This window comes from Pedobacter agri, from assembly GCF_032678665.1.
Taxonomy (GTDB): domain Bacteria; phylum Bacteroidota; class Bacteroidia; order Sphingobacteriales; family Sphingobacteriaceae; genus Pedobacter; species Pedobacter agri_A.
The window spans coordinates 138,393-165,091 of sequence record NZ_JAVTSH010000006.1 but is presented as its reverse complement, the minus strand read 5'-3'; the positions used below and the strand labels follow the sequence as shown (position 1 = coordinate 165,091).

At 39.0% G+C, this 26,699-nt stretch carries 26 protein-coding genes and 1 riboswitch; of the genes, 17 read left to right on the top strand and 9 right to left on the bottom strand.

The features are described from left to right. From R2Q70_RS13975 to R2Q70_RS13950, 6 genes are all read left to right on the top strand, one after another. The gene (locus R2Q70_RS13975) at nt 1–447 is read left to right on the top strand and encodes a 3-hydroxyacyl-ACP dehydratase FabZ family protein (RefSeq protein ID WP_316808186.1); all 447 of its coding nucleotides are present in this window, start codon (nt 1–3) and stop codon (nt 445–447) included. Next, entirely contained in the window at nt 440–1,720 is a 1,281-nt protein-coding gene (locus R2Q70_RS13970; RefSeq protein ID WP_316808185.1) for a beta-ketoacyl-[acyl-carrier-protein] synthase family protein, read from the top strand. The genes R2Q70_RS13975 and R2Q70_RS13970 overlap by 8 nt, the downstream gene beginning before the upstream one ends. Next, entirely contained in the window at nt 1,713–1,976 is a 264-nt protein-coding gene (locus tag R2Q70_RS13965) for an acyl carrier protein (RefSeq protein ID WP_316808184.1), read from the top strand. Before R2Q70_RS13970 ends, R2Q70_RS13965 begins: the two co-directional genes overlap by 8 nt. Then, nucleotides 1,963–2,424, top strand: a complete 462-nt coding sequence (locus R2Q70_RS13960) for a 4'-phosphopantetheinyl transferase superfamily protein (RefSeq protein ID WP_316808333.1) — start codon at nt 1,963–1,965, stop codon at nt 2,422–2,424. The genes R2Q70_RS13965 and R2Q70_RS13960 overlap by 14 nt, the downstream gene beginning before the upstream one ends. Before the next feature lie 151 nt (nt 2,425–2,575). Further along, the gene (pruA, locus tag R2Q70_RS13955) at nt 2,576–4,210 is read left to right on the top strand and encodes an L-glutamate gamma-semialdehyde dehydrogenase (protein WP_316808183.1); all 1,635 of its coding nucleotides are present in this window, start codon (nt 2,576–2,578) and stop codon (nt 4,208–4,210) included. 563 nt (nt 4,211–4,773) lie between these two features. After that, complete coding sequence (locus R2Q70_RS13950; RefSeq protein WP_316808182.1) at nt 4,774–5,028, top strand: hypothetical protein; 255 nt, start codon at nt 4,774–4,776, stop codon at nt 5,026–5,028. 31 nt (nt 5,029–5,059) lie between these two features. Here R2Q70_RS13950 and R2Q70_RS13945 read toward each other — a convergent pair whose 3' ends face one another. Next, the gene (locus R2Q70_RS13945; protein WP_316808181.1) at nt 5,060–6,664 is read right to left on the bottom strand and encodes a SulP family inorganic anion transporter; all 1,605 of its coding nucleotides are present in this window, start codon (nt 6,662–6,664) and stop codon (nt 5,060–5,062) included. 138 nt (nt 6,665–6,802) lie between these two features. Then, a complete protein-coding gene (locus R2Q70_RS13940) occupies nt 6,803–7,147 on the bottom strand; it encodes a hypothetical protein (protein ID WP_316808180.1) in 345 nt (114 codons plus the stop codon). A gap of 283 nt (nt 7,148–7,430) precedes the next feature. Between R2Q70_RS13940 and R2Q70_RS13935 the strand changes: the two genes are divergently transcribed. The 6 genes from R2Q70_RS13935 (at nt 7,431) to gpmA (ending at nt 13,265) form a co-directional block, all read left to right on the top strand. Beyond that, nucleotides 7,431–8,972: an acyl-CoA carboxylase subunit beta gene (locus R2Q70_RS13935; RefSeq protein WP_316808179.1), complete on the top strand. Its 1,542-nt coding sequence runs from the start codon at nt 7,431–7,433 to the stop codon at nt 8,970–8,972. 247 nt (nt 8,973–9,219) lie between these two features. After that, the gene (locus R2Q70_RS13930) at nt 9,220–10,383 is read left to right on the top strand and encodes an MFS transporter (RefSeq protein WP_316808178.1); all 1,164 of its coding nucleotides are present in this window, start codon (nt 9,220–9,222) and stop codon (nt 10,381–10,383) included. After that, nucleotides 10,380–10,796: a GNAT family N-acetyltransferase gene (locus R2Q70_RS13925; protein ID WP_316808177.1), complete on the top strand. Its 417-nt coding sequence runs from the start codon at nt 10,380–10,382 to the stop codon at nt 10,794–10,796. The genes R2Q70_RS13930 and R2Q70_RS13925 overlap by 4 nt, the downstream gene beginning before the upstream one ends. Before the next feature lie 88 nt (nt 10,797–10,884). Then, nucleotides 10,885–12,021 (top strand): M42 family metallopeptidase, encoded by a 1,137-nt coding sequence (locus R2Q70_RS13920; protein ID WP_316808176.1) that lies wholly within the window; start codon nt 10,885–10,887, stop codon nt 12,019–12,021. Nucleotides 12,022–12,118: 97 nt separating this feature from the next. Next, on the top strand, nt 12,119–12,568 hold the full coding sequence (locus R2Q70_RS13915; RefSeq protein WP_316808175.1) for a hypothetical protein: 450 nt from the start codon (nt 12,119–12,121) through the stop codon (nt 12,566–12,568). A gap of 7 nt (nt 12,569–12,575) precedes the next feature. Continuing rightward, entirely contained in the window at nt 12,576–13,265 is a 690-nt protein-coding gene (gpmA, locus tag R2Q70_RS13910) for a 2,3-diphosphoglycerate-dependent phosphoglycerate mutase (RefSeq protein WP_316808174.1), read from the top strand. 70 nt (nt 13,266–13,335) lie between these two features. On the opposite strand, the gene R2Q70_RS13905 is transcribed toward gpmA, so the two are convergent. The 4 genes from R2Q70_RS13905 to xth all read right to left on the bottom strand — a co-directional run bounded on the left by R2Q70_RS13905 (nt 13,336) and on the right by xth (nt 18,815). Then, the gene (locus tag R2Q70_RS13905) at nt 13,336–14,460 is read right to left on the bottom strand and encodes a PKD domain-containing protein (RefSeq protein ID WP_316808173.1); all 1,125 of its coding nucleotides are present in this window, start codon (nt 14,458–14,460) and stop codon (nt 13,336–13,338) included. Between the two features lie 20 nt (nt 14,461–14,480). Further along, a complete protein-coding gene (locus R2Q70_RS13900) occupies nt 14,481–15,590 on the bottom strand; it encodes a YncE family protein (RefSeq protein ID WP_316808172.1) in 1,110 nt (369 codons plus the stop codon). Nucleotides 15,591–15,596: 6 nt separating this feature from the next. Then, complete coding sequence (locus R2Q70_RS13895) at nt 15,597–17,630, bottom strand: TonB-dependent receptor plug domain-containing protein (protein ID WP_316808171.1); 2,034 nt, start codon at nt 17,628–17,630, stop codon at nt 15,597–15,599. 96 nt (nt 17,631–17,726) lie between these two features. After that, a riboswitch (cobalamin riboswitch) is annotated at nt 17,727–17,921 on the bottom strand. A 108-nt stretch (nt 17,922–18,029) separates the two neighbouring features. Next, nucleotides 18,030–18,815 (bottom strand): exodeoxyribonuclease III, encoded by a 786-nt coding sequence (gene xth / locus R2Q70_RS13890; protein ID WP_316808170.1) that lies wholly within the window; start codon nt 18,813–18,815, stop codon nt 18,030–18,032. A 191-nt stretch (nt 18,816–19,006) separates the two neighbouring features. Between xth and R2Q70_RS13885 the strand changes: the two genes are divergently transcribed. The 4 genes from R2Q70_RS13885 to R2Q70_RS13870 all read left to right on the top strand — a co-directional run bounded on the left by R2Q70_RS13885 (nt 19,007) and on the right by R2Q70_RS13870 (nt 21,267). After that, nucleotides 19,007–19,456, top strand: coding sequence for a hypothetical protein (locus R2Q70_RS13885; protein WP_316808169.1), 450 nt, complete (start codon nt 19,007–19,009; stop codon nt 19,454–19,456). Beyond that, nucleotides 19,446–19,949, top strand: a complete 504-nt coding sequence (locus R2Q70_RS13880) for a hypothetical protein (RefSeq protein ID WP_316808168.1) — start codon at nt 19,446–19,448, stop codon at nt 19,947–19,949. The genes R2Q70_RS13885 and R2Q70_RS13880 overlap by 11 nt, the downstream gene beginning before the upstream one ends. A gap of 69 nt (nt 19,950–20,018) precedes the next feature. After that, complete coding sequence (locus R2Q70_RS13875) at nt 20,019–20,600, top strand: DUF1543 domain-containing protein (protein ID WP_316808167.1); 582 nt, start codon at nt 20,019–20,021, stop codon at nt 20,598–20,600. Between the two features lie 79 nt (nt 20,601–20,679). After that, complete coding sequence (locus R2Q70_RS13870) at nt 20,680–21,267, top strand: DUF4142 domain-containing protein (protein ID WP_316808166.1); 588 nt, start codon at nt 20,680–20,682, stop codon at nt 21,265–21,267. A 48-nt stretch (nt 21,268–21,315) separates the two neighbouring features. On the opposite strand, the gene R2Q70_RS13865 is transcribed toward R2Q70_RS13870, so the two are convergent. Both R2Q70_RS13865 and R2Q70_RS13860 read right to left on the bottom strand, forming a co-directional pair. Beyond that, on the bottom strand, nt 21,316–23,034 hold the full coding sequence (locus R2Q70_RS13865) for an FAD/NAD(P)-binding protein (RefSeq protein ID WP_316808165.1): 1,719 nt from the start codon (nt 23,032–23,034) through the stop codon (nt 21,316–21,318). Between the two features lie 119 nt (nt 23,035–23,153). After that, nucleotides 23,154–23,558 carry a LytR/AlgR family response regulator transcription factor gene (locus R2Q70_RS13860; protein WP_316808164.1) on the bottom strand — a complete coding sequence of 135 codons (405 nt, stop codon included), beginning with the start codon at nt 23,556–23,558 and terminating at the stop codon, nt 23,154–23,156. Nucleotides 23,559–23,702: 144 nt separating this feature from the next. Here R2Q70_RS13860 and R2Q70_RS13855 point away from each other — a divergent pair, with 144 nt between their 5' ends. Beyond that, a complete protein-coding gene (locus tag R2Q70_RS13855) occupies nt 23,703–24,119 on the top strand; it encodes a DUF1810 domain-containing protein (RefSeq protein ID WP_316808163.1) in 417 nt (138 codons plus the stop codon). A gap of 113 nt (nt 24,120–24,232) precedes the next feature. Here R2Q70_RS13855 and R2Q70_RS13850 read toward each other — a convergent pair whose 3' ends face one another. Continuing rightward, nucleotides 24,233–26,365 (bottom strand): PAS domain S-box protein, encoded by a 2,133-nt coding sequence (locus R2Q70_RS13850; RefSeq protein ID WP_316808162.1) that lies wholly within the window; start codon nt 26,363–26,365, stop codon nt 24,233–24,235. Nucleotides 26,366–26,699 lie beyond the last annotated feature (334 nt).

The following is a 26,699-nucleotide window of genomic DNA, read 5'->3' as shown; positions in this document are numbered from 1 at the left end:
ATGAAAGTACAGGAAATTTTAGACCAGTTACCTTATGGAAAGGATTTTTTATTCGTTGACGAGCTTTTGGATGTAAATGAGGAATTTATCAAAGGAACTTATACCTTCAGTAAAGACCTCAATTTTTACGGTAGTCATTTTAAGGATAAACCAGTAACACCGGCAGTAATTTTAACCGAAACCATGGCACAAATTGGTTTGGTATGCCTGGGGATTTTCCTGTTAAAAGATCAGCTGAATGATAAAAACCTGGCCTTCGCCATGACCTCAAATTCACTTGATTTTATGCAGCCCGTTTATCCTGGTGAACAGGTGTGGGTGAGTAGTGAAAAAAAATATTTTAGGTTCAATAAATTAAGCTGTAGCGTAAAAATGGAAAACGTTAAAGGAGAGCTTGTAAGTAAAGGAACTATTTCTGGAATGTTACTTTCAAAAAGCCATGAATAGCCCTCGTGTGGTCATCACCGGGTTGGGCGTATGTGCTCCGAATGGAACAGACGTTGCTTCATTTACCCATGCCATTAAAAATGGAATCTCAGGCATCACCCACCAGCCAGACTTGGAAGCTTTTGGGTTTTCTTGCCAAATTGCGGGAAAACCCGACTTAAGCGATGAGCGGATTGCTCAATATTTTTCACCGCTTGAATTAAGAAATTTAAACAGCAGCGGAATTGTTTATGGTGTAATTGCGGGTTTAGATGCCTGGAAAGATGCAGGTTTAGAAAAAAGCGCAGATGACGAACCGGATTGGGATAGCGGAACCATTTTCGGAACGGGAACATCGGGCATTGACAAATTTAGATGGGCAATTAATAAAATTGATGATATGGAAATCCGAAAGATCGGAAGTTCTGTAGTCATTCAAACCATGGCGAGCGCCGTGAGTGCCTTTCTTAGCGGCAAGCTTGGTTTGGGCAATCAAATCAGCACCAACTCTTCGGCATGTGCAACCGGAGCCGAAAGTATTTTGTTAGCCTTTGAAAGAATTAAGGCTGGTAAAGCGAAAAGAATGCTTGCTGGCAGCACCAGTGATAGCGGACCGTATATCTGGGGTGGTTTTGATGCCATGAAAGTTTGTACCTTTAAGCACAATAACGAGCCTGAAAAAGGAAGCAGACCCATGAGTGCCACTGCAAGTGGCTTTGTGCCCGGAAGCGGTGCCGGAGCAATGGTACTGGAAACCCTTGAGTCTGCCCTGGCCAGGGGTGCAAAAATTTACGCTGAAATATTGGGCGGCCATTTAAATTCTGGCGGTCAACGTGGTTTAGGCACCATGACCGCTCCAAATCCACAAGCTGTTCAGCGATGTATTAAAAATGCCATTGAAAATGCCGGAATTCGTGCTGATGAAATTGAGGCAATAAACGGACATCTTACGGCGACAGCAAAAGATGCACTTGAAATCGAAAACTGGAAAACGGCGTTGAACTCAACAGCTGAGAATTTCCCTTACATCAATTCTTTAAAGGGAATGATTGGTCATTGCATTAGCGCAGCCGGGAGTATAGAAAGCGTAGCCTCGGTTTTACAGCTTAAACATGGTTTTATTTTCCCAAATATCAATTGCGAAGATTTAAATCCCGAAATAACAGCCTTGATTAATGAGGACCGCATTCCGCAAAAGCTTGTCAACAAACCAATCGAGATCGTTGCAAAGGCTAGTTTTGGCTTTGGCGATGTGAACGTATGTGTAATTTTTAAAAAATACAACCATGACTAAAGACGAAATTATCGCAGCACTTAAAACGATCATCAAACCCTATAGCGAAGAAACAACAGTGCTCGAAACGCTAAGTGAAAACACAGATTTTATTAAAGATCTTAAAATCAATTCTGCCAACCTGGTTGATGTTGTATTAGATGTGGAAGAAAAATTTGGCATCGAAATAGACAATGATTCGATGGCGAAAATGCTCACCGTACAGGCAACTATTGAAATAATACAATCAAAGCTTGGCAACAATGCTGGGGAATGACATTGTCGATCTGTCGTTGGCTAAAGTCCAAAGCAACTGGAAGCGAAAAGGATTCCTGAATAAAATATTTACAGCCCATGAGCAGCTACTCATTCAATCTGCAACTAAGCCAGATGTGATGGTTTGGTTATTTTGGAGTATGAAAGAGGCTGCTTACAAAATTCATAACCGCAGAACCGGCATCAGGAGTTTTGCGCCTGCAGGTTTAGCATGTAGTGTCCAATCAGAAAATGGCTTAACATCTGGTATTGTTACCGTCGATCAGGATACGTACTTTACCAAAAGCAACATCAACAAAGAATACATCCATACCATCGCTACACCTCACCAGGATGATACAAAAGTAAAAGTGATGATCTATCAAACACCAAATCTGCCTGATCATTACAAAGAAACCTTTCCGGCATGTGTAAGTCATCATGGTCAATACCTGGCGCTTGTTTATTAACTTTCTGCAACTGCCGAAACTTTGACGCCTATTTAAACTAAAGCTTTTTTACAGTTCATAACACCAAATTTTCTCCATATTTTCTTTACAGAAGAATAGAATTGCATCCCTCAAAAAGCCTTATCTTTGCCCAAATCATAAAAAATAAAATATGCTTAAAGGATTTTTTAACGTACCCACTCCGGTAAACGAACCTATATTAAATTATGGCCCAGGCAGTAAAGAACGTGTTCTTTTAAAAGAAGCGTTGGCTGAAGCTCGCTCACACCAGCAAGACATCCCGATGTATATTGGCGGTAAACAAGTTCACACCGCGAAAAAGGGTAAAGTTGTTCCACCACACGATCATCAACATATTTTAGCGCAATATAGCATTGGCGACAAAACACATATTCAACAAGCTATTGATGCGGCATTGGCGGCAAAAGAAGATTGGGAAAACCTTCCATGGGAACACAGAGCCGCAATCTTTTTAAAGGCAGCTGATTTAATCGCTGGAAAATACCGTTATAAATTGAATGCAGCGACCATGTTGGGTCAAAGCAAAAATGCCTACCAGGCTGAAATAGACGCCGCTTGCGAGCTTATTGATTTCTTACGTTTTAACGTAAGTTACATGAGCGATATTTACAAACAACAACCTCCGGTTTCACCTCGTGGAAGCTGGAACAGAGTGGAGCAACGCCCATTAGAGGGTTTTGTTTTCGCCCTAACTCCTTTTAACTTCACCGCAATCGCAGCAAATTTACCAGCATCAGCAGCGATGATGGGTAATGTTGTGGTTTGGAAACCTGCAGATACACAAGTTTACGCAGCAAACCTTTTAATGGAAATTTTCCGTGAAGCGGGTTTGCCAGATGGCGTTGTCAATTTAGTTTATGCTGACGGACCAGAAACTGGCGATGTCATTTTCAATCACCCTGATTTTGCAGGTATTCACTTCACCGGTTCTACAAAAGTTTTCCAGGAAATTTGGAAAACGATTGGAACAAACATCCATAAATACAAATCATATCCTCGTATCGTTGGTGAAACTGGTGGAAAAGATTTTATTCTGGTTCATCCATCGGCACAAACTGATATTGCAAGTACTGCAATTGTTCGTGGTGCTTTCGAATATCAGGGACAAAAATGTTCAGCCGCAAGTCGTGTTTACATCGCAGAAAGCCTTTGGCCTGAAATTAAAAAGTTAATGCTACGCGATTTGGCTACATTTAAAATGGGTGGAACTGAAGATTTTACAAATTTCATCAACGCCGTAATTGATGAGCGTTCATTCGATAAATTAGCTAAATATATCGACCAAGCCAAACAGGATAAAGGCGTAGAAATTATTGCTGGCGGAAATTACGATAAGAGTAAAGGTTATTTTGTAGAACCAACCGTTTTAGTGGTCGACGATCCGAAATATACCACCATGTGCGAAGAGTTATTTGGTCCGGTTTTAACCGTTTACGTATACGCTGATAAAGATTTCGATTCGATTTTAGAAGTAATTGATACCACTTCGCCATACGCGTTAACAGGCGCTTTGATTGCGCAAGATCGTTATGCGATTGACAAGGCAAGCCATGCGTTACGCAACTCGGCAGGTAATTTTTACATCAACGATAAATGTACAGGAGCCGTTGTTGGACAGCAGCCATTTGGTGGTGCCAGAGGTTCTGGTACAAACGATAAAGCCGGTTCGATGATTAACTTATTGCGTTGGGTTTCTCCACGTACCATCAAAGAAGTTTTCGAATCGCCGACTGATTACCGTTACCCGTTTTTAGCCGAAGACTAATCTTTTTGCAAAGATAAATATGTAAAAACCTCTGAGCAATCGGAGGTTTTTCTTTTTAAAAACGATTTGGAAAGCAATGCAGTAATTAAATTAATGTTAGTCGGGCTTTGCGCTATATTTTTTAGCTGCCCTTACGCTGTGCCCAGGATGACAGCTAAAAAGATGTCGCTTCAATCCCGTTTATACACAGAAGTTTTTGCTACTATTTAGGGTTGCGGCTTTCCGTCATTTTGAAATCGATTTTCATGGGAGAAGCAACCTCATTCCTGATTCAAATGAGATTGCCACGAAACTATGAAAAATAATTTCTCGCAATGACGACCGTTTTTTAGCACGCTCAACTCCCCTCCTTGTTTCAAAGAGGGGTGCCTGCAAGGCGGGGTGGTTTTTACTTTGAACTACAACCCATAGTTTCTAAACCCGACAGAAGCGGCAGCCCCGAGTTTTTCACGAGGGCTATAGCAAATGGCGGGACTTGAGTACCTACGAAGAGCAAAACCGCTCATTTCCAAATCCTTTAAAACTATCGCCATTTCCAGCTGTTCTATATAAAAAACAACATCATGGAAAATCAAGATAACGAAAACTTAAAAGATAAAAATGCTGATAATTCGGCAGATAAAACCAATATGCCTGATGGATTGGTGCCTCGCCACCACAGCGATGAAAATAACGACAAAAACAAGGTAAAATCGGATGCTGGAAATTTGGGCAGAAATTTTGGAAGAGGTGATTTTGGATCAGAAGAGGCACGTGAAGATGCTGAAAAAGGGAACAAAGGCCATGCAGGTAACATGCCGAATACCGAAGAAAAATAAAGCCCTGGCATTAGCCAAGGCTTCTTTTACGTTATTTATTGATATCCTCTAAAACCTTATTGGTTAACTTTGGTACCGTGTAGTGTTTCTTTACGTTCTCAAGCGTAACAATGATGCCTTTTGTGTAGGCGTTATGCTTGTAATTAAAAATCGTTTCCAATACATCCGGATCGATATAACGGGCATTTGACCCATCAATAATTACATTGGTTTCGCGAGGAATATTAGTTAAAACCACCTGAATGGCAGCCTTATTTAAAAAAGATACTTCTTCGGCCAGTTTAATTCTAATGTTCTTTTTATCGCCTTCATTCGTAATTCTGTAAAAGTAAGGGTTACGCATGTTGGTGCGGAGCAGATAGAAAATTGAAACCAACATTCCGATAGCTACTCCTTTTAATAAATCGGTAAATAATACGGCAACAATGGTGACTACAAATGGCACAAACTGATCCCAGCCTTTGTGGTACATGTGCTTAAATAGGCTAATTCTCGTTAACCGATAACCAGTTACCAGTAATATGGCGGCCAAACACGAAAGCGGAATCATATTGATGATTTGCGGAATAAACAATAGCGATAGCAACAACCAAACACCGTGAAAAATGGCCGACATTTTGGTTCTCGCTCCTGCATTTACGTTGGCTGAACTCCGAACAATTACCGAAGTCATGGGTAAACCACCAATCATACCGCTAGCAACGTTTCCTATTCCCTGCGCAAGTAATTCTCTGTTTGTTGGCGATACCCGTTTAATAGGATCGATTTTATCAATTGCTTCGATGCTTAACAAGGTTTCTAAACTGGCCACAACCGCAATGGTTAGCGCAACGATGTAAACGTTTTTATTTGCCAATTGCGAAAAATCGGGTGTGGTAAATAAACCCATAAACTCAGAAAAACCTCCAACCACTGGTATTTTAACCATTTGATCGGCTCGCAAAGCATTATCTGTTCCGGCAAAGATAAGCGTACCAACCACACCAATTACTACCACGATTAATGGAGCGGGCACAATTGCCAGTTGCCTAACTTTTGGCCAGAACAACAAAATGAAAATAGATAGAACACTGATAACCACCGCAGCCAGGCTGAAATGTCCTATTGCAGCGCTAATGGCAGAAAACGTGTTTTCGTGATCTTGCTGAAAGAAACCTTCATCGCCACTGAAATCTGTATCCACTCCTAAAGCATGCGGAAGTTGTTTTAAAATTAAGATTAAACCAATTGCTGCCAGCATCCCTTCTATTACGCTTGACGGGAAATAATTGCCGATTGTTCCGGCTTTTACCAGGCCCAAAATAATTTGAAAAACCCCAGCTAAAACCACGGCTAATAAGAAAGTCGGGTAGCTGCCCAATGAGGTGATTGCGCCTAAAACAATAACTGTTAAACCAGCTGCTGGTCCGCTGACACTAAGCTGCGATCCGCTACAAGAAGCCACGACAATGCCGCCGATGATACCCGTAATTAAACCGGCAAACAGTTCTGCACCCGAGGCCAGTGCGATACCTAAACAAAGTGGCAAGGCCACTAAAAAAACAACAATACTTGAGGGAAGATCTCTTTTTAAATTCTTGGCAAGAAAATATTTCTTCACGTCCGAGCCTGAAAGGGCCGGGTTAAACTTTTGCATAACGATATAATTATCTGGTAAATTTTAACGAACAAATCGCTGGCGCTAACCTCATTTAAATTTTTCTTACAGATGATTCTGCCAGTATTTCCACCAGATCAATTGTAGTAAAACTAAAGGATTAGCTCAAAAAATAAACTAAATAAAGTTCGGTGGCGGTGTCGGAACCGTAGGGTGATATGGATCAACATACCGTTTGAAATGCTCAATAAAACTGCTCTTCAAAATGAAATGACTGGAAGAGAACTCGTAAGAAAAAATGGGATGGTTAAGTTCTAAAAGTTTGAAATCAGAAAATTTTGCAATGTCTTTGGCGGCATCTTTCCCGCCATCATGCTCTAATTCGATTTGCATGATCACCGCATTCATTATTTCTTTATCAATACTTGCACAAAATACCGGCGCACCAGAAATGACCATCTTCGCAGAGAAGATGAGCATAAATGCTGCAACGATGATGTATCTGTATTTTCTTAGAAACATTTTTTAAAATTCTAATCTCATTCTAATGTGATCTTACAAAAATAAACGGATAATTGGTTTTTCAATACTTTAAGTTGTAAAAAATATTGACTAGCCAATACGCTCGCTCATAAAGCAAATTTTCTCATATTTAATTTACGAAGAAAAAATCAACAATCGGCGTTTGGCTTAAGCTGAGTTTTCTTCATAATTTGCTTATTCGCTCAGTTTGGTTGTGTGAAAATTGAATGCTGACTTGCATTACCGCTAGGAATTTTTAATTTTAAATTCTCAACCTTCGGTAATGGATAAGAAAATAGCAATACTTCAAGATAAAACGAACCAAGCAAAGCTTGGCGGTGGGCAGGCAAGAATTGATAGTCAGCATAAAAAAGGAAAACTTACTGCCCGTGAGCGGATTCATTTTTTAATGGATGAAGGAAGTTTTGAAGAAATTGGCATGTTCGTAACACACCGCAGCACCGATTTTGGAATGGAGCGTGAAAAATACCTGGGTGATGGTGTGGTAACTGGTTACGGAACCATCAATGGTCGCTTAACCTATGTTTTTTCTCAGGACTTTACTGTTTTTGGGGGGTCATTATCTGAAACCCATGCCGAAAAAATCTGCAAGCTGATGGATATGGCCATGAAAAATGGTGCTCCATTAATTGGATTAAATGATAGTGGTGGCGCACGGATTCAGGAGGGCGTGGTTTCTTTAGGTGGTTATGCCGATATTTTTTACAAAAATGTACAAGCTTCGGGAGTTATTCCGCAGCTTTCTGCCATTATGGGGCCTTGTGCAGGTGGTGCGGTATATTCTCCTGCCATTACCGATTTTATTTTAATGGTAGAAAATACCTCTTACATGTTTGTTACCGGACCAAACGTAGTAAAAACGGTTACACATGAAGAAGTCACTTCAGAAGAATTGGGTGGCGCAACCACGCATGCAACTAAATCAGGCGTAACGCATTTTGCCTGCGCCAATGAAATTGAGGCGATTAATCACCTTAAAAAATTACTGAGTTATATGCCTCAAAATTGTGAGGAAATACCTGAGCAAGTTGATTTTGAAACTGGCGATGAAAGTAGATTATCGTTAAATACCTTTATGCCAGAGAATGCTTCTCAACCTTATGATATTCGGGAAATTATCAACGAAGTGGCAGATGAAAATAGCTTTTTGGAAGTTCATGCCATATATGCTGAAAATATTGTGGTCGGGTTCGCCCGTTTGGCAGGCAGAAGCATCGGTATTGTAGCCAATCAACCCGCTTATCTGGCTGGCGTTTTAGACAGCAATTCATCCACCAAAGCTGCTAGATTTGTTCGCTTTTGCGATTGTTTTAATATTCCTTTATTGGTTTTTGAAGATGTACCCGGCTTTTTACCGGGAACTGATCAGGAGTGGAATGGCATCATCAGCAATGGGGCGAAATTACTCTATGCCTTTAGCGAGGCAACGGTTCCACGCATTACAGTCATCACCAGAAAAGCTTATGGCGGCGCTTACGATGTAATGAACAGCAAACACATTGGTGCCGATATGAATTACGCCTGGCCAAGTGCCGAAATCGCTGTAATGGGTGCCAAGGGTGCAGCGGAAATCATTTTCAAAAAAGAAATTACGGCATCAGCAGATCCGCAGGAGAAATGGCTGGAGAAAGAAAAACTTTATTCGGATATTTTTGCAAACCCTTATCGTGCTGCAGAACGTGGTTTTATTGATGAAGTGATTGAGCCTGCCCAAACCAGAATAAAGTTGATAAAAGCTTTTAAAATGTTAGAAAATAAGGTGGTGAATCATCCACGTAAAAAACACGGCAATATACCTTTGTAAGGATGGAAGATGGATGAGGGGAAATGGAAAATTTCAAATCTCACAAAGTATTTCAATTTACATATTTACATCTTATATAGTTTTGTAACGATGGAAGATGGATGAGCGAAAATGGGAAATGGAAAACTCCTTATCCAATAATGTAGCTCCATCATCCATTTTACATCTTTCATACCTTTATAACAATGGAAGATGGTAAATTCACGCCTACATCATCCATTTATATATTTACATCTTACATGTCACCATGTTAAAAAGAATAGACATCCTATTAATGGCCTTTTGCACAGGTTTAATTGTTGCGAACATTTACTATTGCCAACCCCTGGTGATTCTAATTGCCAAAGATTTTAATTTAACAGAAACTTATGCGGGTCGAATCACTTACATCACTCAAATAGGCTATGCAATAGGTTTGTTTCTGCTTGTTCCGCTGGGCGATATGTTTGAACGTAAAAAACAAATCCTGATCATCACCGGAATGGCAATTTTAGCTTTGTTAACCGCAGCGGTTTCGCATTCGTTTTTCCTGCTCGAAATCGCTTCGCTGCTGATAGGCATTTGCTCCATTGTTCCACAGCTTATTTTACCGCTTGCAGCTAATTTAAGTACTGATGAAAATCGTGGGGCAAACATTGGCATGATTATGAGCGGACTATTGGTGGGCATTTTGGCATCGAGAGCTGTTAGTGGCAGCATTGGTTTCTGGTTAGGCTGGCGGGCAGTTTACTACATGGCTGCAGGAATCTGCGTATTGCTTATTCTCTTAATGGCGAAACGGTTTCCTCAAAGTTTCCCGGCATTTAAAGGCAGCTATAAACAATTAATGAGTTCGATGTTTGGTTACATCAAAACCCAGCCTGCACTCCGCGAAACCTCAATTATCAACTTTTTAGCTTTCGCCATCATCAGTGCTTTCTGGACTACAATGGTATTGTTTCTCGCCAATCCACCATTCAGTTTTCAAACCCTACAAATCGGATTGTTCGGAATTGCCGGCGCAGCAGGTGCATTGGCAGCGCCACTGGTAGGAAAACTAAGTGATGGCAACAATCCACGTAAAAACCTGATGATTGGTTTCATTTTGCAAATCATCAGCATTGCTTTGTTTTATTTCACCGGCAGTCATTTGTATCTGTTTGTTATCGGAATTGTACTCATCGATATTGGTCAGCAGGCGATTCACGTCACCAACCAGACCCGTATTTATACTTTAATTCCCGAAGCCCGAAACCGCCTGAATACCATCTTCATGTCAGTAAGTTTTATCGGTGCCAGCTGCGGCTCGGCACTGGGTTTATGGCTTTGGGGGCATGGCGGCTGGGCAATGTTTTGCTACGGTATGACTGGAATCATCCTGTTAAATATTTTAATATATTTATTTTACGGACGAAAAAAAATTAAAACTTGAGCAGCTTAGTACAAATTGAACAAATATTTCCTTCACTCACCTGGCGCATCCGCCATGAGGTAATGTATCCGGAACTTCCTTTCGACAGCGTAAAGTTGCCAGATGATTTTGATGGTTTACACTTTGGCCTTTATGCCGACCATAAACTCACTGGTGTAGTTTCGTTGTTTCACAAAGGAGATGTTTACCAATTCCGGAAACTGGCCGTCCTGGCTGATGTGCAAAAATCAGGTTATGGCTCTCAACTGATGGAATATATCTTAGATTTTTGTAAAATTCAAAAAGCAAGTAAGCTATGGTGTAACGCCAGGGTGAATGCTAAAGAATTTTATTATAAATTTGGATTCCATGAGACCGAAAAAACCTTTTTTAAAGATGGGTATGATTTTGTTGTAATGGAAAGAGAACTTTAATAGGAAAATCGTCATGCTGAACTTGTGTCAGCACCTATTGAATTAGATCCTGAAATAAATTCAGGATGACGGCAGATAAAATAAAAATATGGCTAAGAAAAAAGAAGACGCTAACCTGCCTCAGGCGCAGGATAAGAAAAAACACGTTGCTGTGGTAACCAAAAAATCGTTGCAGTTTTTAGAAGAATACATCAATAACCCTGCTCCTACCGGTTACGAGTGGGAAGGACAGAAATTATGGTTAAATTATTTGAAGCCGTATATTGATGAGCATTTTGTAGACAATTATGGCACTGCGGTTGGTGTAATTAATCCAAAAGCACCTTATAAAGTTGTAATTGAGGCTCATGCCGATGAAATTTCATGGTATGTGAATTACATCACAAATGATGGTTTAATTTACGTAATCCGCAATGGTGGTTCTGACCATCAGATTGCACCCTCTAAACGTGTAAACATCCATACCGAAAAAGGATTGGTTAAAGCTGTTTTCGGCTGGCCAGCCATTCATACCCGCCATGGCGAAAAAGAACAGGCACCAGAACTGAAAAATATTTTCCTGGATTGTGGCTGTACTTCCAAAGAAGAAGTGGAGAAATTGGGTATTCACGTGGGTTGCGTAATCACCTACGAAGACGAGTTTATGGTTTTAAACGACCGTTATTATGTTGGTCGTGCTTTAGATAACCGCGTTGGTGGTTTTATGATTGCCGAGGTTGCCCGTTTGTTAAAAGAAAACAAGAAAAAACTTCCCTTTGGTTTATACATTGTAAACTCAGTACAGGAAGAAATTGGTTTACGTGGCGCTGAAATGATTGCGCAACGCATTAAACCAAATGTGGCTATCGTTACGGATGTAACTCATGATACCACTACGCCAATGATCAATAAAAATACACAGGGTGATTTATCAGCGGGTAAAGGTCCGGTGGTTTCTTATGCTCCGGCGGTTCAAACTAATTTGAATAAGTTGTTGATTAAAACTGCAGAGAAAAACGAAATTCCGTTTCAACGCCAGGCATCATCCCGTTCTACCGGAACAGATACCGATGCTTTTGCATATTCAAACGGCGGTGTTCCATCGGCATTAATTTCATTACCATTGCGCTACATGCACACTACGGTAGAAATGGTGCACAAAGAGGATGTTGACAATGTGATCAGCTTGATTTACCAAAGTTTGCTAAACATTAAAGACGGACAGGATTTCAGAGAATTTAAATAACACCACAGTCGTCATTGCGAGGAGCGCAGCGACGTGGCAATCTCTTTTGTTACAAATTAAGGTTTAAGGCTAGCTTCTTAAACCTTAATTGTAATTCATGAAAAATCATTTCGCAAGCATGAACTATTCAACAGTTAAATATATCGTATATCTCTGTGGAATCTATTCAATTTCGTTTGCAATTTTCCATGCATACTTTTGGAAACTATTTGACTGGAAACAAGATCTCAAAAAAATTTCACTCGCCAATAGAGCAATAGTACAAATAGCAAATCTCCGGTTAATTTATATTTTTATCGGTATAGCAATAGTCTGTTTTGTATTTCCAAAAGAATTAGTTAGCAGCAGATTAGGTAATGTATTTCTGCTTGGCATCTCTTTGTTTTGGTTAGGAAGAACAATCGAGCAATTTATTTTTTTAAGGATAAAAAGCAAACTCATAACAGGCCTTACCGCTACATTTATGATAGGAACTTTATTATTTGCTTCTCCGGTTTTGATGAAAATATTTTTATTCAAGCCCTGTAAAGTTGTGATTAGAAAGTAATTTAAAAATGAAAAAACTGGTATTGATCCGCCATGGCGAAAGTATTTGGAATGTAGAAAATAAATTTACAGGCTGGACAGACGTTGATTTAGCGGATCAGGGCTATCTGGAAGCCAAAAAAGCAGGCGAAATTTTAAAGAAAAACGGTTACAACTTTGATATTGCTTTCACCTCACTTTTAAAAAGAGCCATTAAAACCCTCCATATCATTTTAGAAGATCTTGACCATCTCTGGATTCCGGAATATAAAAGCTGGCATTTAAACGAACGTTTTTATGGAAACCTGCAGGGATTAAATAAGGAAGAAACAGCCAAAAAGTATGGCATTGAGCAAGTTCAAAAATGGCGGAGAGATCCGGAAGAAGAACCGCCGGCCATTACAATAACCGACGAGCGCTGGCCTGGTAACGATTCAAGGTATCAATCGTTAAAACCTGATGAGTTACCACTAACCGAAAACCTCAGTGATACGATTGCTAGGGTACTTCCTTTCTGGATTGAATCGATTGTACCTGCCATTAGCAAAAATGAAAAAGTGATTATCTCGGCTCATGGAAATAGCCTGAGAGCCTTAATCAAATACATTGATAAACTCTCAAATGATGAAGTTACAGCATTGGAAATTCCAACCGGAGTTCCTTTAGTTTATGAGCTTGATGATGATCTCCAAAAAATTCGCCATTATTATTTAACGTAGTCTTTAAAAACAAAAACCCCTCAAACGTTTCCATCTGAAGAGCTTTGTTACTTTGAGAAGCGTAAAAGAATTATTTTATATTTAAGTCTGTAGCACCTTTAACATCTGTCGAAACTTCGCCTAAAATGCCAGCGTTTACATTCTGAGCAGTATAAACTTTAACGAAGTCTACCGTATTTAAGGTTACCTTTTTACCGGTTGAATCAACAGCCCACGAGATGTCGAAGCTGTTGTAAAGATTCGTTTTATAATCATCACCTGTTGAATAACTATCTGTGTAGCCCCAATCGAAAGCTGCATTGGTTACGATACCAGAACTGTTCAATGTTGATGGCAATAAAGTACCTTTAAAAGTTATTTTATCCTGATTTGAAGCAAACAATGGATAAAAATTAATCCGCTTTGCACTGTTGTTTACAAAACCACTATTCCCCTGGTTATCTGTCCAGGCTACATTTGCAGCCGCTTTCGGATTGGTGTAGGTAATTTCATAATTTTTGATGGTCGTTGCTTTCGCATATTCACTTCCAGCCAATTCAAACCATTCATCATCAGGTAAACCATTGCCGTTTTTATCCTGGCTCACCATTACAATTCCTGGTTCAGCAAAAGCGTAAGGTGGACCGAAAGGATTTCCATAAATTGCTAAATCGGCTCCGGTTTGATTTACCACTGAGTGGTCAAAACCAAAAACGATGTAACCACCAAAACCACCTAACGAAACCATATTTGCAGTACTCCCAATTAATTTCTGCGCTTGCTCCGGAGAACCTAAAGAAGCATTATTAATGTGTTGGCCAGGCGCTGGTGCATATTCAAAAACTTTACTGATAAATTTGCTGCTGGTTGGCGTAGCAGCAACTACCGGAACCGGAACAGTAATGGTATATTGATGCGTAAAACTTCCGGCCTCATTGTATCCCTTGTAATCTACAATATAGGTACCCGCTGTAGTTGGCGTAAATCCAAAATTGTAAGCCGTACTCACTACTTTACCATCCAGCTTCCATTCATGCTGGAAACCTTTTCCGTTGTTTGAAACTGCATATAATTCAGTTTTCGAATTTACCTTTCCTGTAAGGGCATTTTCGGTGATGCCCATTTTCCCGTCAGGTGCAGTTACTGAATCTTTTTTACATCCAAAAAAGAATAATGATACAGCAAATAAAACCAATAGGTGCTTGTTAATTTTCATTTTTATATTTTGAGGGTCAATTATTTAGTGTAGAAAACCAAATGAGCCGGTACATCTCCTGTAACTACAGAGAGTTTCTTTTTACCAGTTTTATCAAAGCAGTACAATGCACCAGGCGAAACATAATCCTTAGCATCGGTAAGGTAAATGTCGGATGAGATCGGGTCAACTGCAATTCCATAAGGCATGATAATTTGCTTTTCGGTTCCATCACTGATAAAGCCGCCGGCAATTACCGTTTCATCTTTAACATTTATTTTTGAATACGAAACCACCGTAGACATGGTTGCATTGCTCCAGGCGGTACTGATAATGTAAGCAAAATCTTTATCTATGGTAAAGGTGCTGGCTTCAATATCGAACTTTTTCTTCACGGTTTCAGTTTTGGTATCCACCACATAAAGGTTTGATTTAATACTTCCATAATCACCTCTTGACGTCACATACAAATCGCCATATTGATCAGCTTTTAAACGATTAAGATTAATGGCAACATCAATCTTTTTGGTTTCCAGATTAGTGGCTAAATTAATTACAGAAATTGTACGCTCATAATTGCTGCTGGTATAACCGCCAGAATTTGCCACGTACAACTTATCGCCAACTACAGCCAAATCTTCAGGCTGGCGGCCAACCGTAATTTTGGTATCTATTTTAAATGATGCGGTATCAATTACCCCAACGTAACCATCATAGGACGTTACGTAAGCCTTATTTTTGTAAAATGCAACATAACGACAGTTTGGAATATCAACCTGTGCCAGTTTTTTCGTCGTTTTAACATCTAGAATTTCCAGTTTGTTTGAGCCATTTACCACCACATAAAGTTTTGATCCATAGATTTTAATATCATTACCTACATCACCTAAACCTAAAGTTACACCCGGATTAGCCGCTCCATAAAGGTTTCTGCGGTAAACGCCGGTTGCATAATCATAATAATCTAATGAAGCTTTGTTCGAACCAAAATTTCCTTCATTCAAAATATAAAGGCCATTTACGGCAGTAATGCCTTGCCCGGGTAACTGAACCTGCTCCTCTGGCGTAACCGATTTATCTTTTCGGCAAGACCATAAAACGGTACTTAAGCCGAACAACATTAACATTTTAACAGTTGTAGAATTTTTCATTTTGTATTAATTAAATTTTGTAATAAGTGTAATTCTGAAATTTCTTCCAGGCATTGGATAATTAAGCACCACATCGTAGTACTGGTTAAAAACATTATTCAATTCAGCAGAAATGCTGTAGTTTATTTTTGAAGCGTTAATGGAATACCGAACTGCCAAATCATGAGTATACCACGGTTCTACATAGTTAACGGGGATATTTGCTTTCTGGCTATAGCGTTCGCCAGTGTAGATGTAACTGTAGCTTAACCCAAAGTTTTTATAATCTGATGCCAGCGTAAACGAGGCACTATTTACCGGGATATAAGGAATCTGCTGACCAAAAAGCTCACTTGCGGGAGTAACATCCAAGGCCTGCTCATAGGTATAATTGGCCTTTGCAATGATATTAAGCTGGTCGAAATTCCAATGGCTTTGCAGATTCGTTTCTAAGCCTTTTACTTCTACTTTGCCCAAATTCAACATGGTCCAGCGGAATAACGTTAAGGTAGGTATGGCAACAATTTTATCCCTTATATCGCTATAGTAAACATCTGTTTGAAGCGAAATGTGATTGAGTTTTTTACCTTCAAAAGATTTCGAATAGGTAAAGCCAAAATCGTACTGACTCGTATATTCCGGATTCAGCTTACTGTTACCAATAAAAGTATAGTACAGATCATTAAAAGTTGGCATCCTGAAAATTGATTTGTAGAAGGCCCTTAACCTCAAATTATTTTTTGTAAAGGGCTGCCAGGAAGCCATTACGGTTGGCGTATACTCAGTTTTATCGCCTGCTGGCGTATTATTTCTAACCTGATCGTTAACCAGGGTTGCCAAAACATTGCCCTGGATGTTAAACCTTGGCCAGCTAAATTTCGTAGCCAGGGCGACTAAACCAGTTTGCCTTTCCGGATAGGCGAAGTTTTCCAGGTTGGCATCCAATTGCTGATAGGTATAATCTGTTGATAAGGAAAGATCCCAGAATTTAGTGAAATGATACAAACCTGCAAGTGATAAATAGAATTCTTGCTGTGCATATCGGTTATCTAATGCGCCAAATAGTGAAACCCGATCCGGATCAAGATATCTGGTAAAATCATATGCATATTTGGCATTTGCGAGGAATTGAAATTTTCGATTTACCTTAGTTTCAAAAGATGACTGAGCAAAGAAGTTATCGTCCCACTGGCGCTGGGTAAAATCAAATTTATTGGAAACAATGGCACCGGGCACTCCCCTTTCGCTATTGTAGTTGTATAACTTGATTTGCCATTTGCTGCTATCAAGCGTAGTACCATACAAACCAGCCTCCATTCGTTTTGCAAAAATATCTGCGTTGTGCCTCACTACCGTTGTATCATAAACGCCATTGGTGTACCGGTATTTGTATTTCCCATTGGCATTGATGAGTTCGGCATTTAAACTTAGCGACAAGCGCTTTCCCAATTGATGGTAATACGTAAGCGAAGGATCAATTAGGCCGAAGGAACCTGTTTTAACAGCAATCCTAAAATTTCGGGGTTTATCAGCTTCAAACGAAGGAACAATTGTTTTTAAATAGAGTGAACTGGCTGAAGCAAAAGCTTTAGCTGGCATTAACAAATCACTTTTTTGCCCGCTGTAAAGCGAAATTTCTTCAATGTTATCAAGTGAATATTTACCCAAATCTACCTGGCCATTTTGTGCGTTGCCCAATTGCACACCATCATAAAATACCGCGGTATGGTTGGTACCCATACTGCGAACGTTAATGGTTTTTAAACCACCGATGCCACCATAATCTTTTAGTTGAACACCTGAAAAATAGCGAATAGCGTCAGCCACAGATAAGGCGCTTAAATTTTTTAATTCTTTACCATTTAATATCTGTAGCGGTGTGGGCGAAAGGTTTTGTGTAGATCTTCTTTTCTGTTTGATTTCTACTTCCTTCAATACATTAGCTTTTAAAGAATCTGTTTGCGCAACAGATAATTCAGGCATGAGAATAGCCGTCCAGAAAATGAACAAGCAGATAGAGTAATATTTTACGCCATTAAAGGCAGGTAAAAACCTAAACATTTTGGTGTGAGTTTAATCCCCACAGCAAACAGAATTACAAGAAATGAAAATACGGAATACCAAAAGTACCTCATCTCTAGCTTCAATCCCCGAAAGCTATGAAATATTGCTAGAGGCAGGTCTTCTGACTTGCTCCCGGGTTTCTTACCTTCCCATTTCATGGATATGAAACAGTGGCTTTATGAATAGAAATCCGTTACGGAGCTTACAGCTGCGGGACAGTTTTGGATTTACACCAAATTCCCTTTTAATTCCGGGTGTTAAGCGGAAACCAAAAGCATGGCAAAGGTAGCCAAAATTTGAAAAGAATTCTGAAAATATAAAATTGTTCAAAAAACAGACGTCAATGCAGGTTAACCGACAAAATTTGATGGCTATCTATGTTCAGCTAAAACAGAATTATTCGTTTGTGGGATCGCTAATTTCAATCCAAACCGGGCAATGGTCACTCGTTTTTTCCCATCCACGAACATGCTTATCTACCCCTGCCTTTAAAAGCCTTTTCTCCAGCTGAGGACTAAGCAGAAAATGATCGATTCTCAACCCTGCATTCCTGCCATAAGCATTTCTAAAATAATCGAAGAAAGTGTAAATCACTTCATTAGGAAACAGTTTTCTAATGGCATCTGTCCACCCTTGCGCAACAAGATCATGAAATGCTTTACGCACTTCAGGTCTGAAAAGCGCATCTTCAACCCAACGCTCAGGCTTATAAACGTCGAGTTCAGTGGGCATTACGTTATAATCTCCAGCCAGTACAACAGGTAAGTTGTATTCTAAAAGCTTTGCTGCATGCTGTATTAATCGCTCAAACCAGGCCAATTTGTAATCCAGTTTTAAACCTGGAGCAGGGTTTCCGTTAGGCAAATATAAACAGCCGACAACTACCCCATTTACCAAAGCCTCAATGTAACGGCTGTGCAAATCTTCCGGATCGCCGGGCAAGCCTCTTTTTAATTCCTTTATTTCATGCCCACGAGATAAGATGGCCACACCGTTCCAACTTTTTTGCCCATGCCAAATCGCATGATAACCTGCATCCAAAATGGCTTGATGAGGAAATTTCTCATCAGGAGCTTTCAGTTCCTGCAAACAAACCACATCCGGCTGGGTTTCTTCGAGCCATTTTAACAAAACCGGTAAGCGTCCGTTTACGCCGTTTACATTATAGGTTGCTATTCTCATCTTCAAAAATATTGGAGCACTAAATTAAAGGAACAAAATATTGATCAAATTAAAATGATATTAGGGATTTTGCGATTTTGTATATAAAACCATCTAAAATAATTAAAGTTGACTCTTTTTTCCTTTTTGATAAAAGTATTTTAAGTTTTTGCGCTTATCTTGCAATTATATTTAATTACTCCCGTTAATAAATGTCTGAAGTTGCTTTAAATATCCGTAAAGATAACGTAAAAGATATTCGTCAGTTATACGATAAATATGCTGGCATGCTTTTAGGTTTTATCCGAGGAACGGTTCAAGATCATAAAAGGTCAGAAGAACACTTAATTAAAATTATATCTGCATTTGCTATAGAAAGCAATGGCCGCCCAACCTCTTGGTTAGCGTTGAGGCAGTATGCACAATTTAAACTAATTGAGTTTTCTTCAGCAGATCATGAAGGTGGTAAGTTACGAAATGCCAATGAGACTAACGATGATTTAAACTTGTTAAATGATGATGAACGCATTGTTTTCCAGGCGGTTTATTATCAGAAAAAATCAATCTCTCAGCTGGCAAACTTACTTAACAGAAACGAAGATATTTTGCGCACCCAATTAAAATCATCAGTAGATAAAATCAGGAAAGCTCGTGGAAATTAAAAGATTGATAGATAGCGGCCTAATGGAAACCTATGTAATGGGCGTGGCAACGGATGACGAAGTTCAGCAGGTGTTATTGCTTAAAAAACAATATCCTGAATTTGATGAGGCTTTAACAAAACTGGAATTGGACATGGAAATACTTGCTCAAAGTATGGCTGTTCCTCCACCTCCCGGAATATTATCTAGAATTGAGCAAGAGGTAAATGAAATTAAACTTCGTGAGCAAAATTTAGATCGCTATACTCCACCAGAACACAAATATCAGCAAGCTGAACAGGAAAAAGTAAAACAAGATCGCTACATCGAGGTAGAGTCTGAATCAAACCAGATGCGCATCAGTAAAGCATGGCGATGGGTTTTTGCGGCTGTTTTTGTATTAGGAAAAATATTTCTGGGTTTTGCCATCTATTTTTATCTGGAGAACCGTCAGGCGCAGGAGCAAATTAAAGATTTAAAACTAGAGATTAAAGATATCCGATCCATCAGGTAAAACGCGTTAAATAACATTTTTCAAAACGATAAGATCAATTGCTGGTTATAATATCTATAATTCAGCAATATGAACGATCAGTTATCATCAAACGGAAATCCCAAATTATATATGTTACTCTTAGGTTCGAAGGCACCTAAGCGAAATGTAGAGCAGCACGACTATTTTTTCGGAATTGCGCATTCTTTAAAAGAACTTGTGCCAGACATTAACGCCTTTTGGCCTGAAGCTGGTAACAGCATCCATATTGATGGTTGGCGTGAGGTGAATGAAGTTGATGGTTTCCGAATTCAGGTTAAGCCAAGAATTGCCGGGCATAACACTTCTCCGCATAAATTATTTTTCATCAATCTGGGTGGCTACCAATCTGGCAAATTAGAAGAACAGCACTACATTGTTTTAGGTGTGAAAGATGACCGTGCTGCTGCCATTCAGGATGCAAAAAAAACAGTGTTTTTTAAAACCAACTCCGTAAAAGGTGCTAATTCGCATATTGATGAAAAATACGGAATTGACATTGATGATATTTATCGGGTGGAAGATATTTTGAGTCCGCAGCATAAAGAGAAGTATCATATCGAAATTACGCCGAATGCAGACCTACCAGAAGATGAAATCCATCTGGGTTACTTTAAACTAGATAAAATTTAAAGATAGTAGACTGAAGGCAAGATTATCTTAAACCTTTCCAATTAAATCATGTTATTAGATTACAACAAAAACCAATAATATGAAAAAGTTAATTTATTTAATGGCCGTTTCAGTTTCGGCCCTGGCATTTCAAGCGTGTGGCGGTGGAGATAAAGATGCGAAAGAAACAGCAGACAGCTTAAACATGAGCAAAGACACCACCACAAACGCTGCTGCAACCGGTGGTATTGCTGTTGATGATGCTGATGCGAAATTTACTACAGCTGCTGCAGTAGGCGGAATGGCAGAAGTTGAACTTGGAAAACTGGCATTGCAAAAAAGTAGCAATCCACAGGTAAAAGAGTTTGCAACAATGATGGTGAATGACCATGGAAAAGCAAATACCGAATTAATGGAAATTGCTGCAGCGAAAAACATTACCTTACCATCTACAGTTGATGAAGAGCACAAATCCAAAATGGATGATTTAAGCAAAAAATCGGGTGCTGATTTTGATAAAGCTTATGTTGATGCCATGGTTGACGGGCATAAATCTACCTTGAAATTAATGGAAGATGAATCGAAAAGCGGAGCAGATGCGGAGTTAAAAGCATTTGCAACTAAAACTGCTCCTGTGGTTCAAACACATTTAACAATGATTAATAAAATTAAAGATGGCATGAAATAAGTTTTCATCACATCATAAAAAAAACCGGAGCTGATGCTCCGGTTTTTTTTATGCTTTTACTTTTTTCATTACTTGTTCTGTTGCAGCTTCGCAGAAATCAATACCCGAATAATCTGGATTGTAGCCCCCAATATAAGGAACCGCTAGAATATAAATGCGTTCATTTGCTCTTCCATCTTTATCTACCACCTGAAAAAAATCGTTAATGGTTATTCCAGGAACACTCAGAAAATATTCTCCGTTCTTATGTTTCTCAACCAGTTTGTTTTTTTGTTTTAACTGTTTTTCGGCTTTTTCAGCGTCTTTAAACCGCAATGTAGCCGGGCTTATTGTACCGTCATCTATTAAGCCCTGGAAAGGAAAATCTTCGAATGATAAATGGGGTTGTCCAACGCAGTCAACAAACATGTCGTAGCTTTCAGAAATCTCCTTTCCATTTTCATCTTTGTAATAGTAGGTTGCGCCACCTTCAGGATTTGGCTCAACGCGACTGTCATCACCAACGGAAACAATATCTAATACGCCGGCATCATGAAGGGCCATTAAATCGCGACATGAACTTTGAGGCACAAAAGCAATTACAATTGAAATCAAAGGCATCAACACTTTTTGAAGCCTCAACATATCTTCTGCTGGCAAGTATTTCGCCGGATAATTCATTGCAAAACTTAACACTGCCAGTACTTCCTTCCAATAAATCGATTCCTTTTTTTCAATAGATTTTTCAGCCTCCAAATATTCTTTTTTAAAGAGATCAAAAGGTGGTAACTTTTCCCGATAATCCATCATGGCATCAACAAAAGTTTCCAGATCCATGTCTTTTATCCGTTCATAAAATTTTGGTTCTTTCTTTTTAAATTGTTCCTTAAAGTTTTTTTCAAAAACATAATCGAGTGCAATGAAACCCCCATTTTCTTTAATATGCTTTTGAATCTGTTTTTTGCTTAGTGTGGTATCTTTACCTAAATGACTATCTTCCAAATGAAACCGGATGGCAGGTAACAGTCCATTTCTGGAATGCATCACAATTTTAAATTTACTGCTTTTTGGATCTAGTTTGAACAAATAGGTTCCATCATCATTTTGTGTAAAAACACCATTATTTCTGGCCAGCGTTCTAATGGCATCAACGGCAGTTAACGATGAACCTTTCAGGGCAATAGCTCCATTAAAATGTTTAGCCAACTTTTTTGGTGGATATGGAGCATCAAAATAACCAGGAATTTTACCTTCGTATTTTTTTGGCCAATGGTGTCCGGTACAAATCATGATTTCGTCAAAAATCAACTCATCTTTATTATCTAGCTGAACCTTAACCTTTTTATTTTCCTTATCATCAAAAACGTTCGTTACCGTTGTATTTAGATGAACTTTTGTAGAAATCGACTTTTTTTTGGCTTCTGCCATCAACAGATCAAATTGTGCCGAAAGATATTCACCAAAAAACAATCGCGGTAAAACCTTGTATTCATTAAACTTTGCCGAATTAATATCGAATTTCTTTAACACAGATTTAGGCGCAATTTTCACCCAATCTTCTATCGAATTGTAGATAACTGGAATTTCATTATCTGATACGTTTGTGATATGTTCCTTCGCTGCGCCTTCCGGGCTATAGGGCATACCCGACCCTAAAGATGCTTTCCTTTCGAAAATCTCGATCTCGATATTTTTTAAGCCAGACTCAATGAGTCGCTTATAGATAAAAAGTCCGCAAGGACCGCCGCCAAGTATTGCAATTCTTTTGGTTGAAACCTTTTTGCTCATGTATTAGGAGTAGAAAATTTGTTGATATATAATGCCTAAAACAGGATTTATCATTTTAAGCTTTTCTTACAATCCTAAAAAAAGAAAATTGTTTTGTTCATGAAGCACTATCTTTTCACCTAAGTGATTGAGTAGCCCTTTTGTTTCTTTTCTTTTTGCAGCACCTCATCGATTGCGGTTACTAGCTTTTTAAATATAATAGGTTTAACTAAGAATTTATCGCCGTTTACGCCAAATGCATCTATTGCATATTCTTCATAAGAGGTTACAAAAAACAAAAACCGAACACTATCACGAAGTACTTTAGCCACATCCAAGCCTGATATGTCCATCCTGATATCAAGAAACAAGAAATCAATATCGCTCTCCGATCTAAGATCCATTATCGCTTTCGCAGGATCGATATAGGTTTTTACAACCTCAAAATCGGGTATTTTTGAAAGGAAATTTGCAAGAATATCAATGCTGAGCTGATCATCATCGACAATTATACATTTATAAGGAGAATTATTAGCGTAGTCCATTTAGAATTTTTGCTACTGTAAGCAAACGGCAAGCCAAACACAAAATTACAGGCTGTAGTTTTTCAACTACAACGGGATAACCTACTTTCCTCAACGGAAAACTATAATTAAAATGTGGCGTTGTTAAAGCAAATATTCTAAATTATGAAATCATTAGAAAGATTTATTACAGCGCAACACGATAGTTATGAACAGGCACTTTCAGAAATAAAAGGCGGAAGAAAAACAAGTCATTGGATGTGGTATATTTTTCCACAAATCAAAGGCTTAGGCCATAGCGACACTGCAAAATATTATGCTTTGCAAAACACCTTGGAAGCGGAAAATTATTTAAATCATCCTGTTTTAGGAAAAAGATTAATTGAAATTTCCAGCACATTATTAAAGCATCAAGGTAAAACCGCAAATGAAATTTTCGGTTATCCGGATGACTTAAAACTACACTCTTCTATGACCCTTTTTTCACTTTTACCAAACAGCGACCCGGTATTTGATAACGTCTTATTAGCTTATTTTAACGGCATAGGAGATCAAAAAACAATTGAAATTTGTAGCGCATAAATTTGGATAGTTTAAAACCAATGTGCTATTTTGCTGTTTCAATTATAATTCATTCATGTTTGAGCGCATGTTTGGGTTTAGATATGGGATAGGCTTTTTAGCCTATCCTTTTTTTATGATAATGGTAATGCAAAATAAAATACCGAGCCCTTACCCGTTTCGCTTTCTACCCAGATCCGCCCGTTATGCCGCTCTATAATTTCAGCGCTCAAATATAGTCCAATTCCGAAACCTGATATGGTGTGGTTGGTGGCTACACGGTAGTAACGTTCAAATAATTTTTTGGCATCCTGTTCAGTAATGCCAATCCCTTCATCACTCACACTTACAATTACTTCTGCTCCGGTAATTTCGCAATTAACTTCAATATGGGTTCCGTTAGCTGAGTATTTATGCGCATTGCTCAACAGGTTTGAAATTACATTCCCAATTTTATCACGGTCGCCGTTCACCGTTACCTCACACGAACTACCAAAGTGTATTTCATGTGTTGATGGAGAAATAAATGACTCATCGATAGTTTCCTGTAATAGCTGATCCAGCCTGAAAGGTCGTTTATCAATCAGCAATTTCCCTGACTCTAATCTTGAAACATTTAAGAAACCATTAATCATGGCGGTCATTTTTCTCACCTGGATGTAAGCTTTATCCAAAGCATTTGTAGAATAGTCATCATCTGCATTCTTGGCTTTGCGCTGGAGTACCTGCACAAAACCATTGATGGCCGTGAGTGGTGTTTTCAGCTCATGGCTTACCATTCCAATAAAATCATTTTTGCGAAGTTCATCGAGCTTCCTTTCGGTAATATCCATAAACATTCCGGAATATTCTGTCGGATTGCCTTGTTGATCTAAGAAAACCTTGCCTGTTGCTTTCACCCATTTTTCTTCTCCAGTAATTAAATTCGTGATCGGATACTCGGTATCACTTGCAACATGTTTTTTCAGGGCATTATCCAAAGCGCTAAAAAGCATTTCATGATAATCTTTGTCTACAGCCTTCATTACTTCATCAATATCTACCGAATGTTCCATATCTAAGCCCAGCAAATCTCTAACGAAAGCAGACATGGTTATTTCCATAGTTTCGGGATTGATGCTCCAGGTACCCATTTTACCGGTTTCAATTGCCTGCAGTAATTTTTCTTCGCTATCTGAAAGTTTTTTGATGTAGGCAACAAGGTCGCTGTGGGTTTGCGCCAGCTCCTCATTTGTGGCCGCAAGTTCTTCATTAGTGGCTGCTAGTTCCTCATTTGCGGTAGCCATTTCTTCATTAAGCTCCTGCAATTCTTCCTGGTGTTTTTTCCGGTCGGTAATGTCAATACAAGAGCTGATATAACCTGCAAAAGTACCATCAGGGTGCAAACGCGGCGGACCACTTGCCAGTAGCCATCTGTAGTTTCCCTCTTTACTTAAAATCCTGAATTCTCCGGCAAAAGGTGCTTGTTTCGCTAGTGCTGATAGATATATGCCCACATAACGTTCTCGGTCATCGGGGTGAATTAAATCTGCCCAACCAAACTCAAGAAGATCTTCCATTGATCTTCCGGTCAATTCTACCCAAGGCTTATTAAAGTATATCGCATTTCCAGTTTCATCACCAACGGCTATAAAAATATCTGTTCCCTCAGCCATCGTTCTAAACCGTTCTTCGCTTTCAGATAATTCACGCACACGTTTTAACACCCGCTCTTCTAACTCATTATTTAAAACGGAAAGTTTTTCTTGCGCTACCTGCAGTTCCTCATTGGTGGCCATAAGCTCCTCGTTGGTGGCCGCAAGTTCTTCATTAAGCTCTTGTTCCCTCTGCAGGGCCATTTCCTTTTCAGCAGCCCGGTCTTCAGCCTCTTTTTTCAAGAAACGTTCGGTAACATCAATCGCGGTATGTAGAATACAAATTACCTGACCACTTTCATTTTTTACCGCTTTATATTCGAAATCAAAATAAAAAGTTTTGATTTCACCTTCAATCTCCAAATCAGCAGCAGTATCTTTTCCAGAAATAGTTAATCCTTCACGCCAAACGGCTTTGAACATATCTATAAATGGTTGGCCTTTGAGTTCGGGAAGCGCTTCTTCTAACGATTTTCCAATCACGCTTCTGTCTTTGCCCCAAATTCGCAACATGGCGTCATTCGCTTCCTGGATGATTGCATCTTCTGTAACATGAATAGCAGTGGCTGTATAAGTTAAGTTGAACACTTGCAACAATTGCTCATTACTTAAGAGATAATTTTGATGACTCATTCTAGTTATCGGGATGAAATTTTGAAGATAATATTTTTTTATTAAGTTTTAAAAATTACAATTCCCATAATGAAAATATTAGTTTCACGGGCCATGTAGCATGGATTTTTAGGGTTACCAATAAATCTGAAATAAACAACGGTATAAGCCGAATTATTGTTTGATTGACTAATTCGAAGTTATTAACATTTTTATCAATTTGTGTAAAATTATTCCATCTGATAAAACCAACATTTCACTAAATTGTTAACCATATAACAGCAGACAAAAAAGTCCTGTGAGCGGGCAATCCGCGGAGGGCAGGCACACCATAACAGGATACTTCCTTTAAAAA

What these genes read in the sequence shown, in the direction of transcription:
- R2Q70_RS13945 (WP_316808181.1), bottom strand. Translation starts at nt 6,664, where the DNA reads ATGCAAAAGTTTAACCCGGCCCTTTCAGGCTCGGACGTGAAGAAATAT.
- R2Q70_RS13850 (WP_316808162.1), bottom strand. Translation starts at nt 26,365, where the DNA reads ATGAGTCATCAAAATTATCTCTTAAGTAATGAGCAATTGTTGCAAGTG.
- R2Q70_RS13900 (WP_316808172.1), bottom strand. Translation starts at nt 15,590, where the DNA reads ATGAAAAATTCTACAACTGTTAAAATGTTAATGTTGTTCGGCTTAAGT.
- xth (WP_316808170.1), bottom strand. Translation starts at nt 18,815, where the DNA reads ATGAGAATAGCAACCTATAATGTAAACGGCGTAAACGGACGCTTACCG.
- R2Q70_RS13915 (WP_316808175.1), top strand. Translation starts at nt 12,119, where the DNA reads ATGAAAAATCATTTCGCAAGCATGAACTATTCAACAGTTAAATATATC.
- R2Q70_RS13970 (WP_316808185.1), top strand. Translation starts at nt 440, where the DNA reads ATGAATAGCCCTCGTGTGGTCATCACCGGGTTGGGCGTATGTGCTCCG.
- gpmA (WP_316808174.1), top strand. Translation starts at nt 12,576, where the DNA reads ATGAAAAAACTGGTATTGATCCGCCATGGCGAAAGTATTTGGAATGTA.
- R2Q70_RS13975 (WP_316808186.1), top strand. Translation starts at nt 1, where the DNA reads ATGAAAGTACAGGAAATTTTAGACCAGTTACCTTATGGAAAGGATTTT.
- R2Q70_RS13885 (WP_316808169.1), top strand. Translation starts at nt 19,007, where the DNA reads ATGTCTGAAGTTGCTTTAAATATCCGTAAAGATAACGTAAAAGATATT.
- R2Q70_RS13960 (WP_316808333.1), top strand. Translation starts at nt 1,963, where the DNA reads ATGCTGGGGAATGACATTGTCGATCTGTCGTTGGCTAAAGTCCAAAGC.
- R2Q70_RS13965 (WP_316808184.1), top strand. Translation starts at nt 1,713, where the DNA reads ATGACTAAAGACGAAATTATCGCAGCACTTAAAACGATCATCAAACCC.
- R2Q70_RS13860 (WP_316808164.1), bottom strand. Translation starts at nt 23,558, where the DNA reads ATGGACTACGCTAATAATTCTCCTTATAAATGTATAATTGTCGATGAT.
- pruA (WP_316808183.1), top strand. Translation starts at nt 2,576, where the DNA reads ATGCTTAAAGGATTTTTTAACGTACCCACTCCGGTAAACGAACCTATA.
- R2Q70_RS13855 (WP_316808163.1), top strand. Translation starts at nt 23,703, where the DNA reads ATGAAATCATTAGAAAGATTTATTACAGCGCAACACGATAGTTATGAA.
- R2Q70_RS13920 (WP_316808176.1), top strand. Translation starts at nt 10,885, where the DNA reads ATGGCTAAGAAAAAAGAAGACGCTAACCTGCCTCAGGCGCAGGATAAG.
- R2Q70_RS13935 (WP_316808179.1), top strand. Translation starts at nt 7,431, where the DNA reads ATGGATAAGAAAATAGCAATACTTCAAGATAAAACGAACCAAGCAAAG.
- R2Q70_RS13870 (WP_316808166.1), top strand. Translation starts at nt 20,680, where the DNA reads ATGAAAAAGTTAATTTATTTAATGGCCGTTTCAGTTTCGGCCCTGGCA.
- R2Q70_RS13905 (WP_316808173.1), bottom strand. Translation starts at nt 14,460, where the DNA reads ATGAAAATTAACAAGCACCTATTGGTTTTATTTGCTGTATCATTATTC.
- R2Q70_RS13865 (WP_316808165.1), bottom strand. Translation starts at nt 23,034, where the DNA reads ATGAGCAAAAAGGTTTCAACCAAAAGAATTGCAATACTTGGCGGCGGT.
- R2Q70_RS13875 (WP_316808167.1), top strand. Translation starts at nt 20,019, where the DNA reads ATGAACGATCAGTTATCATCAAACGGAAATCCCAAATTATATATGTTA.
- R2Q70_RS13930 (WP_316808178.1), top strand. Translation starts at nt 9,220, where the DNA reads ATGTTAAAAAGAATAGACATCCTATTAATGGCCTTTTGCACAGGTTTA.
- R2Q70_RS13895 (WP_316808171.1), bottom strand. Translation starts at nt 17,630, where the DNA reads ATGTTTAGGTTTTTACCTGCCTTTAATGGCGTAAAATATTACTCTATC.
- R2Q70_RS13950 (WP_316808182.1), top strand. Translation starts at nt 4,774, where the DNA reads ATGGAAAATCAAGATAACGAAAACTTAAAAGATAAAAATGCTGATAAT.
- R2Q70_RS13940 (WP_316808180.1), bottom strand. Translation starts at nt 7,147, where the DNA reads ATGTTTCTAAGAAAATACAGATACATCATCGTTGCAGCATTTATGCTC.